The sequence below is a fragment of the Borborobacter xinjiangensis genome (genome assembly GCF_047739745.1).
Classification (GTDB): Bacteria; Pseudomonadota; Alphaproteobacteria; order Rhizobiales; family Rhizobiaceae; genus Pseudaminobacter.
Map to the genome: position 1 here is coordinate 1 of NZ_JBLLVA010000043.1, position 14069 is coordinate 14069.

12 protein-coding genes, 1 tRNA gene and 1 pseudogene are annotated in these 14069 nt (G+C 57.6%); 7 read left to right on the forward strand and 7 right to left on the reverse strand.

Annotated features, from left to right (window positions below):
- The coding region (locus ACLKMW_RS24525; protein ID WP_415727147.1) for a hypothetical protein at positions 1-198 on the forward strand (198 nt) is incomplete at its 5' end.
- Here ACLKMW_RS24525 and asnB read toward each other — a convergent pair.
- The 5 genes from asnB to ACLKMW_RS24550 form a co-directional block, all read right to left on the reverse strand.
- Positions 187-2157 carry an asparagine synthase (glutamine-hydrolyzing) gene (gene asnB, locus ACLKMW_RS24530; RefSeq protein ID WP_415727148.1) on the reverse strand — a complete coding sequence of 657 codons (1971 nt, stop codon included), beginning with the start codon at positions 2155-2157 and terminating at the stop codon, positions 187-189. The two genes, ACLKMW_RS24525 and asnB, sit on opposite strands and share 12 nt — an antisense overlap.
- Before the next feature lie 35 nt (positions 2158-2192).
- Entirely contained in the window at positions 2193-3620 is a 1428-nt protein-coding gene (locus ACLKMW_RS24535; RefSeq protein WP_415727149.1) for a hypothetical protein, read from the reverse strand.
- Entirely contained in the window at positions 3617-4828 is a 1212-nt protein-coding gene (locus tag ACLKMW_RS24540) for a glycosyltransferase (RefSeq protein ID WP_415727150.1), read from the reverse strand. Before ACLKMW_RS24540 ends, ACLKMW_RS24535 begins: the two co-directional genes overlap by 4 nt.
- Positions 4825-6027 (reverse strand): glycosyltransferase family 4 protein, encoded by a 1203-nt coding sequence (locus ACLKMW_RS24545; RefSeq protein ID WP_415727151.1) that lies wholly within the window; start codon positions 6025-6027, stop codon positions 4825-4827. Before ACLKMW_RS24545 ends, ACLKMW_RS24540 begins: the two co-directional genes overlap by 4 nt.
- Positions 6028-6739: 712 nt before the next feature.
- On the reverse strand, positions 6740-7534 hold the full coding sequence (locus ACLKMW_RS24550) for a hypothetical protein (RefSeq protein WP_415727152.1): 795 nt from the start codon (positions 7532-7534) through the stop codon (positions 6740-6742).
- A gap of 779 nt (positions 7535-8313) precedes the next feature.
- Between ACLKMW_RS24550 and ACLKMW_RS24555 the strand changes: the two genes are divergently transcribed.
- Both ACLKMW_RS24555 and ACLKMW_RS24560 read left to right on the forward strand, forming a co-directional pair.
- A complete protein-coding gene (locus ACLKMW_RS24555; protein ID WP_415727153.1) occupies positions 8314-9096 on the forward strand; it encodes a class I SAM-dependent methyltransferase in 783 nt (260 codons plus the stop codon).
- A gap of 103 nt (positions 9097-9199) precedes the next feature.
- A pseudogene (locus tag ACLKMW_RS24560) lies at positions 9200-10128 on the forward strand (integrase core domain-containing protein); the annotation flags it as partial.
- Between the two features lie 29 nt (positions 10129-10157).
- On the opposite strand, the gene ACLKMW_RS24565 reads toward ACLKMW_RS24560, so the two are convergent.
- Positions 10158-10247: transfer RNA gene (locus ACLKMW_RS24565), tRNA-Ser, on the reverse strand.
- 246 nt (positions 10248-10493) lie between these two features.
- Between ACLKMW_RS24565 and rplU the strand changes: the two genes are divergently transcribed.
- The 3 genes from rplU (at position 10494) to ACLKMW_RS24580 (ending at position 11929) form a co-directional block, all read left to right on the forward strand.
- Positions 10494-10928 carry a 50S ribosomal protein L21 gene (gene rplU / locus ACLKMW_RS24570; RefSeq protein WP_415727154.1) on the forward strand — a complete coding sequence of 145 codons (435 nt, stop codon included), beginning with the start codon at positions 10494-10496 and terminating at the stop codon, positions 10926-10928.
- Between the two features lie 24 nt (positions 10929-10952).
- Positions 10953-11222 carry a 50S ribosomal protein L27 gene (gene rpmA, locus ACLKMW_RS24575; RefSeq protein WP_415727155.1) on the forward strand — a complete coding sequence of 90 codons (270 nt, stop codon included), beginning with the start codon at positions 10953-10955 and terminating at the stop codon, positions 11220-11222.
- Positions 11223-11338: 116 nt separating this feature from the next.
- Positions 11339-11929: a GNAT family N-acetyltransferase gene (locus tag ACLKMW_RS24580; protein ID WP_415727156.1), complete on the forward strand. Its 591-nt coding sequence runs from the start codon at positions 11339-11341 to the stop codon at positions 11927-11929.
- A gap of 60 nt (positions 11930-11989) precedes the next feature.
- On the opposite strand, the gene ACLKMW_RS24585 is transcribed toward ACLKMW_RS24580, so the two are convergent.
- A complete protein-coding gene (locus ACLKMW_RS24585) occupies positions 11990-12850 on the reverse strand; it encodes an endonuclease/exonuclease/phosphatase family protein (protein ID WP_415727157.1) in 861 nt (286 codons plus the stop codon).
- A gap of 180 nt (positions 12851-13030) precedes the next feature.
- Between ACLKMW_RS24585 and obgE the strand changes: the two genes are divergently transcribed.
- Positions 13031-14065 (forward strand): GTPase ObgE, encoded by a 1035-nt coding sequence (gene obgE / locus ACLKMW_RS24590; RefSeq protein WP_415727158.1) that lies wholly within the window; start codon positions 13031-13033, stop codon positions 14063-14065.
- Positions 14066-14069: the final 4 nt, after the last annotated feature.

Sequence of the window (14069 nt, forward strand, 5' to 3'; positions counted from 1 at the left end):
CCCGCATCCATCCCCTCCCGGCAAATCACCGGGGCAGTGAATCATCCCGAGCCGTCAATGGCGGGGTTTTTCGAGGCGTCCGAATCGTTGTCCGGTTTTTGCGAAATACGCAGTGCACTCCAAACTCTTCCAAAACGCCGGATACCGTTCAAACCTAATTTCATCCCGCTCTACAAGCTTCGGTTGTTATGCAGCTAGTGCCGCGTGGCCGGAGTTCTGCTCCGCATTCCAAGCTTGAAACATGAGAACGTCCCAGAGCAGATACTGATGATTGCGTCGGCCGGAGACATGTTCTTCCCAAAGTTGGCGTATCGGCCGTGAGTTGAAATAGCCTTCCGATCGCAGGCGGCTATCATCTAGGAGATCTTCGGCCCATTCACGCAGCTCGCCGCGCAGCCATAAATCGATTGGAACGCCAAATCCCATCTTCGGGCGTTCCACCATGGTTTTCGGCACGTGACGGTAAAGCAACTGGCGCAAGGGCCACTTTGGCGTATTCCCCGCCCGCAGGACCGACAAAGGCAACGTCATAGCGAACTCGACGATGCGGTGGTCCAGGAATGGGACCCGCGCTTCTAGGCTGACGCCCATCGCCGCGCGATCGACCTTAACCAAAATGTCATCTGGGAGATAGCTCACCAGGTCGGTGAACATCATCCGTTCCACATTGCCGTTAAGGACTGGCAGCGGCTCGTAGTCAGTGAGCATCGTGGGAAGTTCATGTCCGCCTATAATGACATCTTCCGGCTCCGTCCAATGGGAGCACAGGCGGCGGTAGACATCTGCCGACGACTTGAGGGCGAGAACACTCGCTGCCTTGTGGATCTTGTCGCCAACGCGCTGCTGACGTCGGTTTGCCGGCATTAAGCGCATGAGCGGATTAGCAAGCATGTCGTAGACAGTAGGCGAGGGCAGCATCGCCAATTTTGCGGCCACCTGTCGCAGGGAAACAGGTGCTATCGCGAGCTTCTTCCAAGCCAGGTCGGCGATGCCGTATCGCGTATAACCGGAGAAGAGTTCGTCGCCTCCATCCCCCGACAGCGAGACGGTCACATGTTGCCGGGCGAGCTTCGAGACCAGATAGGTTGGAATCTGCGAGGAGTCTGCGAAGGGCTCGCAATAGATGGAAGGCAGGTGCGGAATGACATTGAGCGCATCCCGTTCTGTAACATAGAGCTCCGTGTGGTCCGTCCCCAAGTGACGGGCCACTTCCTGAGCGTGGATGGCTTCATTGTAGTCCTTCTGGTGGAAACCAATAGTGAAGGTACGAATTGGTCTCGTGCTCATGGACTGCATCGTGGCAACGACCGTGCTGGAGTCGACGCCACCCGACAGAAATGCGCCAAGCGGGACATCGGCGACCATTTGGTCCCGAAGCGATTGTCTCAGGAGTTGATCGAGTTGGTCGACGGCCTCGTCTCGGCTTCCCTCGAAGGGTTGACGCATGCCGCGCTCTGCCGCATCGCTCGCTTTCCAATAGGTCTCGATGCGCGGCACGTCGGAGCCAGACTCCAGAAACAGTATATGTCCGGGCCGCAGCTTCTCAATATTCCGATAGATCGAGTAAGGGGCTGGAATATAATTGTGCCGCATAAAAAGCGTGAGCGCGTCGCGATTGACTTGTGGGTTCCAATCGGGGTGTGCACGGAATGCCTTGAGTTCTGAAGCGAAGGCAAAAGTCTTGCCGATGCGACCGAAGTAGAGCGGCTTCTCGCCGAGTCGATCCCGCGCCAAGATCAATGTACGGTCGGTGCGATCCCAGAGCGCGACCGCGAACATGCCCACGCATCGCGCCAAAGCTTCCTTCAGCCCCCAATGCACGATCGCGCCGATAAGTACCTCGGTATCTGAATGGCCCCTCCAAGCGAACCGGCCCTGCTGATCGAGCTCGGCTCGGATCGAGGCGTGATTGTAGATTTCGCCATTGAACACGATCACGTAGCGGCCGCAGGCCGAAAACATCGGTTGGTGGCCACTAGGCGAGAGATCAACGATCGCCAGTCTGCGCTGCGCGAGCGCGATGCCAGTCTCACCGTCGGTCCATACGCCGTCATCGTCCGGGCCGCGATGAAGGATTCGCATCGCCATTCGCCGCACAACCTCTTGCGCACTGCCAACGCTGCCCGACGCATCCCGAAATCCCACGATACCGCACATGGTCCAATCCTTTCGCCGACACGTACCCGAAGGCTCTAAACGCCGCTACTGTCCAAATCAAGTTTAAGCGAACTCGTCTTGCCGTCGGTTGCGCGATTGGGAATGAGGGGGCCTATTCTGCGGTTCGGTCTATGTCGTTCACGCCAACGTGCATGGAGGTCTGCCCAACCTATTGCAGCTAGGGCGAAAAAAACGGGTAAGAGAAATACTCGTTGACGGGTGCTCCACTCTCCCAAAAATAATGTATACCCGGCAAACGCAGACCCCAAAATACATAATATAAAAACATACGGGATAGTTGGCCTTACAACTTTATTAATTATTGACCATAATATCCCGGGAAGGCAAAATATCCATAAGATCATTCCCATATAATATAACTCAAATCCATTATCGTAACTAAGCCCGTGAGTAATCGCAACCCAAGGATATGGGGCGAAGAGCGTGCGACTGGCGGAGGTAAAAAGAGCTCTTATAGGGTTTTCGGAAAGGCGATTGCGCCAATCAATAACTGTCTCGTCACTCGCGGCATTATTGGATGAGGTGGTGACAAATGTCTCGTGTTGCCCGCGAACAATACTGGTAACCGAAGAAAAAGGATTCAATTGTTCTACTCTGTCGGCACTTAACGGCAATGCGCAGAAAAGTGCAAATATCAACAGTGCAAATGCAGGGGAAATCCCGAAATTGGCGGCGCATCTCCAGCGCCGTTGAAAAACAAAGATAAGCGCGACAGCAGTGCAGGCGAAAAATATTGCGACTAAAGCAGCAAACCGGACAGCTCCAAGAAATCCCGTGAAAATGATGAAAATAACGAATACCCAGAGGCCCCTGGATTCGCGCATTCTAATGCCGGCCCATATCGCTCCGATAGCCAGCCATCCTGCCAATGTATCTTTCAACAGCCAGGCGCCGTTCACTGCTGCCGCAGGATCAAATAGAGCAGCGGCCCCTGCCAAGATCGAAACTCTGCGTCCTGCACCAAGTGAGCGCGCAATGCCGAATGCGGCCGCTGGAAAGAAAGCTGAAAAGGCCGCATTAGCATAAGACGCCCATAAAAACCAATTCGGCGAAATTACTTTCCAGACAGCCAAATAAGCAGAAAATAGCCATTCATGCGTGCCGAAGATACTAGAATATGGTAGATTTAGGTTTGGTGGCCAAGTACCCTGTCCGCGGGACTGCAGGCCGAGAACCCGCATCCTATCGACATCAACCGCCAAACCATGCCAGTGATCGGCGAATGCTTGCGCTTGCAGTTGATATTGTCGCGCGTCCAGCATTACATCGTGCCACTGAGGTGTTTGTTGTATCAGCCAAATCTTTAGGGTTGCGAACATAAAGCCCATGATGCAGAGTATTACGCTCGTGGCTCTCTCCCCAGGAAAGGCCAGAGCCCCTGCGACTAAAGCGCCAACAAATATAATAGAAATAAATAGTGCGTACGGAAGTAAAGTAATCAACGCGATGCTCCCGTAGGGTGATTGTCAAGGCAGTTATCGATGCCTCGGATTTCACCAAAATACAGCGCTTCATACGCTACGACCATGCTCTCAATGGAATAGCGTTCACGGATCTGGTTGGCTCGCCGAATCGCGAGCAACTCCCCCTCCGGCAAACGCTCGATGAGCGCGCGAAGGCCGTCTTCTAGTCGCCGTGGGTTGCGCGCAGGAATGATTAAGCAGTTTGGCATGTCCGACAGAGCCTCGCGATTGCCGCCGACATCAGTGGCGACGACCGGCAGTCCGATTGCGAGCTTTTCCAGCAACGCATTCGAAAAGCCTTCTTCATGCGAAGCCATGACGCCGATATCCATGCCAGCTAGTAGAGCCGGAACGTCCTGGCGTCTCCCCAAAAACATGACGCGTTCTTGAATGTTTAGCTGCTCCGTTTGCGCAACCAAACTGTCGAGCAATCCCCGGTCCTCACCTACCAAAAACAGGCGCAAGCGGCAGTCATGTACCGCCAATGCCGCAAACGCCGCGATCAAATCATCATGCCCTTTATAAGGAATCAAATTGGCTACTTTTATGATGCCAATATGACTATCGCCGAGTCCCAGTTCTCTCCGAACCCGCTGGCGTGTGTTGGCTGCAGCGGTAACGCGTGGGAAATCGAGCCCGTTTCCGATGATGACGATTCTATCACGTGGATAGGTGTCGCGATGGGCTACATCGTCAGCGACTGCCTTCGAATTGGCGGTCACTACGTGACTGAACCGGTTGGCTATCCTGTCGAGTACGCGAAGATGAGGATGTCGATCTTGATGTGTACCCAAACCGCGCCGAGAGGTGATGATTACCCGCCGGCGTGTCATCCATCCCGCGAGTGCAGCCATGAAGTTGGTCAAAGGCAGGAAGCCGTGAATCACGTCGATGCGCTCTCGGACAGCAGTATGCATCAATCTGGCCTGCGCGCTCGCCAATGAAACGAGTTTGGCGACCTTGCCGCCTTCGGTCGACGCGTAGCCACCGTCGACCACCATGCACGCGTTCTCTTCAAGAACCGCTCGCAGCGGACCTGACGCGTCGAGAGCGAAAACGATAACCTGCCAGCCGCGCTCTTGTAGCCCGGCAGCGAGCATGGTTAATTGGCTTTCGGCACCGCCCAGATGCAACGAGCCGATGACGAACAAAATTCGCCGCTGAGTGGCGTCGAAGCGCATGTTCATTGGTCGGCCTGAACCGATGTGCGCGATGGCGTTCTCGGTACACGGTGCCGGACCGTTTCTTCAATCAGCGCGGCCCAGTGATCATAGACAGATTTACGGGAGAACTTGGCACAAACACTTCTGCTTGCGGCTTGCCCAAGTGCCTGTCTTCGTTCTGGGTCGTCAGCTAGTTCGATCAGAGCGCGGCTAAATGCCTCGACATTGTTCGGCGACACGAGAATCCCATTCTGGTTGTCGTCGATGAGTTCCGCAGGGCCGCTGGGGCAGTCGAAGCTAATACAAGGTCGCCCGAGTTGCATTGCCTCGATCAGGGCGTTAGGGAATCCTTCGTAGCGCGATGATAGGACGAACAGATCGGCGTTGACGATGAGCGCGTAAATCTCTGTAACGTGACCTGGAAAGCGAACGGCGTCGGCGATCCCCAATTCTGCCGCCTGGCTTCTTAGGACCGTCCCAAGGTCTCCATCCCCGGCGATGACGAGCTGCCACTCGCAACGCGCGAGACCCGATTTGGCAAATGCCGCAAGCAACAGGTCGAAACCCTTCTCATGTGTCAGGCGGCCTGCAGCAACGATGGTCCGTTTCGCATCGCCTGGCTTTCGGATTGTTGCTGAGGGCGCCGAGAGCGACCGGCGGATTGCATTTGGGATAACAACCAAACGTGAAACTACGAAGTTGTGCGCACACCAGTCAGCAATCGATCGCGTCTGCACAACCAAAGCAGACGCTCTGCGGTAGAGTATCCTTCGGAAAATAGCCCAATTCCGCGGCAAGGGGGACTGACCAGGATGTGTGCGCTCGGACACGATGGTCGGCACATTCGTCCCAATGAGCGCAGCGAGGACGAAGACGTTGGTTTTGTCGATAAAGCTTACGACAATATCTGGTCGTTGCGAAAGTATGCCTTTGCGAATGACATATAGGCGTCTGATGAATGCCAGAGAACGCGCTATCATCCCCGGACCTTCTGATCGGATTTCGAGGCGAATGCGGTTAACCTGCGGGCCGAGCTCGTACTTGTCAGGATCGGAGCCGTTGAGGGTAATGAGAGTGATTTCGTGCCCGCGTTCAGCGAGTTCACTGCATAAGTCGATCACTACGCGCTCCGCACCACCGCCGCCAAGGGAACTGATGACGAAGGCAACGCGATACCGTATCGAGTGCGCGCGTGTTTGTCCGGCTGAACCTTCGAAAATCATCTGAGACAACGGCTGAAGTAGCTGAGCGTCGAATCGATGACTTTCGAGCGCGCATAAAAGTGGACTATACTGATTTGAACAATTTTTTTCATGAATTCTGTCGACCCCTTCAGCTCGACCGGAACTCCTTCCACTCGGCCTAGACGCCATCCGCACGGACGTCCAAAATGGGCGTCCGTTTTGCCGTCTCTTGCCGCCCAAAACACTTCTATCCAATTTGGAGGTCCTTGGCGCATCACCTCACCCCCAGCAGGAACGGCTCAGCTGAGCGCTCGACGTGCGGGATTTGATAACATCCTAGCGCGGCAAATTCTCCTGCCTTTCCTCCAAGTCTAACTCCAATACGGCTTGTACGCTCCATCTTTGTTGATTTTCCAATGAGAAGCTACCGGGACATGAAGATTTTTCAACGGAGAATTGACTCATGTTTGAACGCTAGCGAAGCCGCCGACGCCGACCGGCGCATTTGCCGGCGCCACGTAAACAACGGGTTCGCATTGATGTCGGTGTCCAACCAGCCGTTGCTTCTCTTTGAGAGTATATGACTTGCGCCGGCGGGCGCGCGCCGTCTCGCCACGAGAGCCTTGGTCAGCCACTTTATCGGTCGCGATTCTGTCCATTAAGCCTCGCTCGTGGACGAAGTTCGTTGGCAACATCATCGCCAGCGGTGAAGCTATCACAAATTCGAGTGGGAATGCGGCGACCAGATTGTCTATGCCAACCCCTGCCGTCTCGGAGTGGAAGCTATAGAGTACCTGGATCGGACAAAGAATGCACTGGCGCAAAGGGCTAAAAGACCAGCAGCGCCCAGAACTCCCACCAGAGCATCGGCGTAGAAAAACACCTGTTTCTGGTAGTGCGCTGCATACTCTAATCCGCCATACGGTGCATCGTCGGAGGCGTCGGCATAGATGAGCCTTAGTGCATCAACATTTGCGGCCGAAGAGTTCGCATATACCCGGGCAACGTCTATCATGGGGCCGCCGTCTAAGTTTACGGCGAACGGCCCCGGTCCCAGGTCTGGGTCTACGAAGTAGGCCTGACCCGCGTGATCGAGCCTAAGTACGACATGTCCATTAAGACCCCACACTTCAGCTTCAATGCCAGCGTCGTGCAGGAGGTCTTTCACGAGGAATGCACGTTGATGGCAATACCCGCAGTCGAATCTTGACCGCACCAAGATGCCGTCAGCAAAGATGTTCGGCGACCCTATGCTGGCCCACATCAAGCGTTCTGCCCAACTCAGGTGAAAATCGCCCGGAGCGCAGTTGAAGGTCGTGCTCTGAACAGTGCGGCTCACACGTGAAACGAAGCCCAGCGTCGTTTCCTTATCCGACCGGACAAACCGTTCGTTTGGGACGCTCTGTATAGTGACAGTAGCAAGAGAGCTGTAGCCTGGAATGCCAGCCTTCGAATCCTTTGGCATCGTTCCGATAACATGCAGCAACGATAGAGCAATCGCCACCACTCCTGAGACGGCCAGGATTGTTGTCTTATAGTTAAGCAACCGAGCATCCTCAACATGCGATGAAGCCGGAGATCACAAAGAGCAGGTCCACCCCGATACAACCTCCTGTCATCCACTTGGCATTGTAGTGGTAGAGAATAACGGACAAGATGGCTAGGGCACGCAGATCGTCAATGTCCCGCCGATAGGCAGACGCCTTTATCATACCAAGTTTTGGGACCCCGATTGTACTCCCGGAGCTTTTGCGCATTCCGCTCAACAAATCAACCAGTCAAAGGAGAGCTTGCGTTAGCAATCAGGCCCTCCCTCCAGACTTCGGCGGTCTGCCGCCACAGGGTGCGCACATAATCCATTACACTAGCGGAAACGTATGGCCCGCCCCGGTGCAAGCGACAATTGGATGACGACGTGAACAGTCTGCACAAACGTATCCGACATGTCGGCGCTCTGGCCGGAACGGCTTGTCCATGACATAGTCCTCTTGATCTAGTTGTAGCTGGTTACCGGCTCGCGCCACGATTGCATGCTGCCTCTCTCTCTCTCTCTCTCTCTCTCTCTCTCTCTCTCTCTCTCTCTCTTGGCAGGGCGCAGGGCCTGATCGCATGACCCTAATGGGGACCCACAGCATCAGGTCCGCTTTCATTCGTGGCCGTGATCGCTCAAATCAGTTCCCGGGCGCACATTACGCAGACCAGAAAGACGTTTTGGCTGCAAAACTAAGCCAAACACGCTTGATTCCGTCCAGACTACATTGGCAACGCAGCATAAATGTGTTGAGACTCTCCGCGTACCTGCGCGCATGGTTGGGGTGTCACCGCATGGCTGACAGCATTCGTTATGATTTTGGCGAGCAATGGGATGAATATGCGCGACGCGCGACGGACGAAGACTTAATCACCGCTCAGAACGCTCTTGCAGAACTTATCCCGGTCGGATTCAGCCCGCAGGGCAAGTCGTTTCTCGATATAGGATGCGGCAGCGGTATGCACTCTGTTGCAGCCGCGAGGCATGGGTTTTTAGCCGTTACGGCAGTTGACTACTACGATGGATCAGTCCGAGCAACCAAATGGATGGCAGCGCGGTCTGGTACCCAGGTCACTGCCTTCCGCGACGATATTCTGAACACAAAAATCACCGGCCACTTTGACGTGGTCTATTCCTGGGGCGTTCTGCATCATACTGGCAACATGTTAGCCGCAATTAATAACGCGAAGGCACTCGTGGCGCCCGGCGGGCTCTTCATCATCTCGATTTACCTCAAGACCCCGCTTTGTGAGTTCTGGAAGGTTGAGAAGCGTATATACGCGATGCTGCCCCGCTTTATGCAAGCCGGTATTGATTACGCTTTCAGGGGGCTGTCGATTGCGCTTAAAGCCGTTGACAAAAAGCAGGAAAAAGAGCGCGGCATGGACTGGCAAGTTGGCGTTCGAGATTGGCTCGGCGGCTACCCATATGAGAGCGCCACGCCTGAGGAGGTTGCTAAGATGGTAGGGAACGGCTTCGCCCTTGACGCGTCTTACCACACCGAGTCCGGACCCGGGATACTCGGCACTAGGTGCGCCGAGTATGTCTTCCGTCGTTTAACAGTACAACCAGCCTAGATGCCGTTGCCTAGCTAATCATGCGATTTTGTTACGCTTTTGACACTATTTAATTGACCGCTGATCGTCGTTCGACCGGACGACGCGTTGAGATGCAGAACATTATGCCAACCAGCTGCCCGAGCACGTCGCGCGGCTGATCGTTACCACCAAGCGCGACAAGCCGCATTGGGGCGCCCGCAAGATCAGGGAGCTGCTGATCCGCAAGCTGGCCGGTGATGTGCGCATCCCGGCCACAAGCACGGTGCATGCGGTGCTCGATCGTGGGCACTGAACCGTCGCAGCCGACCCAGCCCAACGATCTGTGGGGCGCCGACTTCAAGGGCGAGTTCAGGCTGGGCAACGGCCGCAATTGTTACCCGCTGACGGTCACCGACCGGGGCCTCGCTACCTGCTGGCCTGTGAAGCGCTTGAATCAACCAAAGAAGCGCCGGTCATTGAGACCTTCGTCCGGCTCTTTAAGGAGCGCGGCCTGCCGCGGGCGATCCGCTCCGATAACGGCCTGCCCTTCGCCTCGCCCAACGGGCTGTACAATCTGTCGAAGCTGTCGGTCTTCTGGCTGCGGCTCGGGATCGCGATCGAGCACATCAAGCCTGGGTGCCCGCAGCAGAACGGCCGCCACGAGCGCATGCACTTACCCTCAAACAGCAGACCACCCGGCCGCCGGGCATGAATATCCTCCAGCAGCAGGACCGTTTCGACGTTTCGACGCATTCGTCAGAGAATTCAACCAGGAACGTCCGCACGAAGCGCTCAACATGAGGACGCCGCCCGAACTCTATACGCCGTCCTCAGGGCCTATGAAGGCTTCCCCGAGCTGGAATACCCTTTCCACGACAAAGGACATTCTCGTCACCGCCTGTGGCCGCATCTGCATGCATCACAAAAAAATCAACGTCTCAACCGTGCTCGCCGGCCAGACTCGTCATCAAGTAAGTCGACGACGGCATTTGGCTCGTCAGCTTCATGCAGTACCACCTGGGATATGTAGACTTGGAACAGAGGACCCTACAAGCCATCGACAACCCGTTCGCGCGAGCCCCGGGTCGGGCTATGAATCATGGCGGAGAGGGAGGGATTCGAACCCCCGATGCCCTTGCGAGCATGCCGCATTTCGAGTGCGGTGCATTCGACCACTCTGCCACCTCTCCGCGGGTGATGGTCCGCCGTTACCGGCGCGGCGCACTAGATACTGGTTGAGCGCCAAGGATACAAGGCCTATCGGCAGCTAATTTGCCGTTTGTCTTGACTTGATGACAGGCATCGGCTACGGACCGCATCATCCGGCGTGGGGTCTTCTCCGCGCCGGTCGTATTTTTGAAACCCGCAGACTGACAAAAAGACGGCCGGAGCGCTGCGAGGCGCCCACAAGCCGACCGAACAGCGAAAGGCAAAAAATGTTCGCAGTCATCAAAACGGGCGGCAAGCAGTATCGCGTGACCGCCAACGACGTTCTCAAGATCGGCAGGCTCGACGGCGCCGCCGGCGACATGGTCGAATTCGGCGAAGTGCTGGCCGTCGGCGAAGGCGAAAACGCAACGATCGGCGCGCCGCTAGTGGAAGGCGCCTTGGTGACGGCGGAAGTGGTGAGCCAGGGCCGCGCCAAGACGGTCATTGCCTTCAAGAAGCGTCGCCGTCAAAATTCGCGGCGCTCGCGCGGCAATCGCCAGCACGAGACGACGGTGCGGATTTCCGAGATCCTGACCGATGGCGCGAAGCCTACGAAGAAGGCCGCCGCCAAGCAGGAAGCGACCGCGGACGCGGAAGCCGCCGAAAAGCCAACCAAGAAGTCCGCGCTGAAAAAGGCTGCAGCCGAGGCTGAAAAAGAGTAAGACTGAGCACGAAGGAGCACAGCAATGGCACATAAGAAAGCTGGCGGTTCGTCGCGCAACGGTCGCGACTCGGAATCCAAGCGCCTCGGCGTGAAGAAGTTCGGTGGCGAAGCCGTCGTCCCGGGCAACATCATCGTTCGTCAACGCGGCACCAAGTGGCATCCCGGCACCAATGTCGGCATGGGCACGGACCATACCCTTTTTGCGCTCGAAGCAGGTGCGGTCGCGTTCCGAAAAAAAGCCAATGGCCGTACCTACGTATCGGTAAATCCGATGACCGAAGCAGCGGAATAGCCGGATCCGCGACATAACACCGGCGCCCCATCTCGGGACCCGGTGTCTGGCAGAATCCAGAAGAATCAGGAGAGATGGGCCGCCATCTCTCCTTTTTCTGTCTGGAGGACATTGAAATGGTTGCCGAAACGGAAGAGAGCGACGACATCAGCCTGGCCATAGACTGCCCGGTGCTGGTCACCGACCGTCTGGTGATGCGCCCGCCGCACATCGACGACATCGCCGAACTTGTGGCTCTTGCCAATGATCGGCGCGTGGCGGAGATGCTGTCGCGCATGCCGCACCCCTATGGCGAGGCGGAAGCACGCTCTTTCATCGCGATGTCGGCACAGAAGCCGGCGGCCGGCTGCGCCTACGCGCTGACACTGGCGGAGAGCGGCGCCTTCGTCGGCTGCGCCGGTCTCAACGGCACCCAGCGCGGCCTCGAGCTCGGCTATTGGATCGGCGAGCCATATTGGCGGCAGGGCTACGCGACAGAGGCCGCGCATGCGCTTGTCGATCTCGCCTTCCGGGCGACCGATATAAAGGTGCTCAACGCGTCGTGTCGGGTCATCAATCCCGCTTCGCGCCGCGTGATCCACAAGTGCGGCTTCCAGTATGCCGGCCAGGGCATGCTCAACTCGATCGTCGCCGGGCAGGTGCCGGTGGAGCGCTATCGGCTCGACCGCAAGACCTGGATCAGCCTTAGAACCTGGGCTCGCTCATGAAATGAGCCCCCACCTCGCGGGTGCCGCGAGGTGGATCCTGGGGCCGTTGCTGCGATGAGGTCACGCCAGTTCGAACCAGAGCGGCAGGTGATCCGATCCCATCGCATCCGTGTCGAGCCAGGTCCGCTGCACGCGGTTGGCAAGGACGGCATGGATGAAAGCAAAGTCAATCAGCCGGTTGGTTTCCGGCGCGCCGTCATAGACCCAGCTTACTGCGCCCTCCGGCAGGCCGCCGGCAAGACGCGAGACGTCGACCGGATGGTGGGCGAGATGGCGGTGGTCGTCACCATGTCCGTTGTCGCCGGTCATCAGGCTGTATTCGGGGGAGCTGCGCACCATGTTGAAATCGCCCATGATGACGAATTCCTCCGGACAAGGCAGTTCCGGATAGCCATATTCGGTGGCGCCCGTCACGGCTCCGCCGTCCAACTGGTAGGCGTAGACGCGCTCCTTCAGGTGCCGGATTTGCAACGCCCGCTCATTGCCGTCGACGTGATCGAGATGGACGCTGTAGATGCGCACGGGTCCGGTCGGGGTAACGACAAGCGCTTCGAGCGCGGCACGCTGCAGGTTCGACTGGTCAAAGCGGCGGGTGCGCGGCAGAAGCAGGTTGCGGGTAGCGACGATCGGCCAGCGCGACAACACCATGTTGCCGAACTGGATACGGCGATTGGCTGGTCGGCCGGCTGCGTCGCGTTCTCCGGGATGGACATCCATGCCCGGGCCGAACACATGGAAATAGTCGGGGAGCAGCTTTGCAAGCCCGGCGACCAGATCGACGCCGCCATTGCGGGGGAAATTGCGTGTCACCTCCTGCAGCGCGATGATGTCGGCGCCTTCCAGGCTAGCCGCTATCCGGTCGAGGTCGAACTTTTCGTCGCGGCCGGTGCCGTATTGGATGTTGTAGGTGACAAGCTTCATATTCCGCCTCTTCGTCGATAGGCACGGGACAGAGCGGGGTGTGGGGGCGCAAGAGCAACGCAGCCTTCCCGCCGGCGCGGCTTACACGCAAAACCGCCAATCCCTCACTCGCGCTTTCGCGCTCTATGCGCTAGAGCAGGGTCGAACAAGAGCCAAGGGCAGCAAAAGACCGTCAACCCCATGAAATTCCTTGACCAGGCCAAAGTCTATATTCGTTCCGGCGACGGGGGCGCCGGCAGCGTTTCGTTCCGCCGTGAAAAATTCATCGAGTTCGGCGGGCCGGACGGCGGCGATGGCGGGCGCGGCGGCGACGTCTGGGTGGAGGCGGTCGACGGGCTGAATACGCTGATCGATTATCGCTATCAGCAGCATTTCCGGGCAAAAACCGGCGTGCACGGCATGGGGCGAAACCGCACCGGCGCCAAGGGTGCTGATGTGGTGATGAAGGTTCCGGCGGGCACCCAGATCTATGAGGAAGACAATGAAACGCTGATCTGCGACCTGACAGAGGTCGGCCAACGTTTTCGGCTGGCTGCAGGCGGCAATGGCGGCTTCGGCAACCAGCGCTTCAAGACTTCGACGAATCAAGCGCCGCGGCGGGCGAATCCCGGTCTGCCGGGCCAGGAAATGACGATCTGGCTGAGGCTCAAGCTTATTGCCGATGCCGGTCTTGTCGGTCTGCCCAATGCAGGAAAATCGACCTTTCTGGCAGCGGTCAGCGCCGCCCGGCCGAAGATCGCCGATTACCCCTTCACGACGCTGCATCCCAATCTTGGCGTGGCGCGGATCGATGCGCGCGAGTTCGTCATCGCCGATATTCCGGGCCTGATAGAGGGCGCGCATGAGGGCGTCGGCATTGGCGACCGGTTCCTCGGCCATGTCGAGCGCACGCGGGTAATGTTGCATCTGGTCTCGGCGCAGGAGGAAAGCCCGGCCAAGGCGTACAAGACTGTGCGCAGCGAACTCGAGGCCTATGGCCATGGCCTCGCCGAGAAGCCGGAGGTGGTGGCGCTGAGCCAGGCCGATACGCTCGTTCCCGACGAGCGCAAGAAGAAGCTTGCCTCGCTGAAGCGGGCGGCAGGGGTCACGCCGTTCCTCTTGTCGGCGGTGAGCGGCGAAAACGTGGAGGCGGTGCTGCGGGCGCTGATGTCCGAGATCGAGGCGGCACGGGCCGAGAGCGCGCCGGTCGAGCCCGACGCGCGCTGGCAGAAATAGGTCG

What these genes read in the sequence shown, in the direction of transcription:
- asnB (WP_415727148.1), bottom strand. Translation starts at nt 2,157, where the DNA reads ATGTGCGGTATCGTGGGATTTCGGGATGCGTCGGGCAGCGTTGGCAGT.
- ACLKMW_RS24540 (WP_415727150.1), bottom strand. Translation starts at nt 4,828, where the DNA reads ATGAACATGCGCTTCGACGCCACTCAGCGGCGAATTTTGTTCGTCATC.
- ACLKMW_RS24545 (WP_415727151.1), bottom strand. Translation starts at nt 6,027, where the DNA reads ATGATTTTCGAAGGTTCAGCCGGACAAACACGCGCGCACTCGATACGG.
- ACLKMW_RS24555 (WP_415727153.1), top strand. Translation starts at nt 8,314, where the DNA reads ATGGCTGACAGCATTCGTTATGATTTTGGCGAGCAATGGGATGAATAT.
- rplU (WP_415727154.1), top strand. Translation starts at nt 10,494, where the DNA reads ATGTTCGCAGTCATCAAAACGGGCGGCAAGCAGTATCGCGTGACCGCC.
- rpmA (WP_415727155.1), top strand. Translation starts at nt 10,953, where the DNA reads ATGGCACATAAGAAAGCTGGCGGTTCGTCGCGCAACGGTCGCGACTCG.
- ACLKMW_RS24580 (WP_415727156.1), top strand. Translation starts at nt 11,339, where the DNA reads ATGGTTGCCGAAACGGAAGAGAGCGACGACATCAGCCTGGCCATAGAC.
- ACLKMW_RS24585 (WP_415727157.1), bottom strand. Translation starts at nt 12,850, where the DNA reads ATGAAGCTTGTCACCTACAACATCCAATACGGCACCGGCCGCGACGAA.
- obgE (WP_415727158.1), top strand. Translation starts at nt 13,031, where the DNA reads ATGAAATTCCTTGACCAGGCCAAAGTCTATATTCGTTCCGGCGACGGG.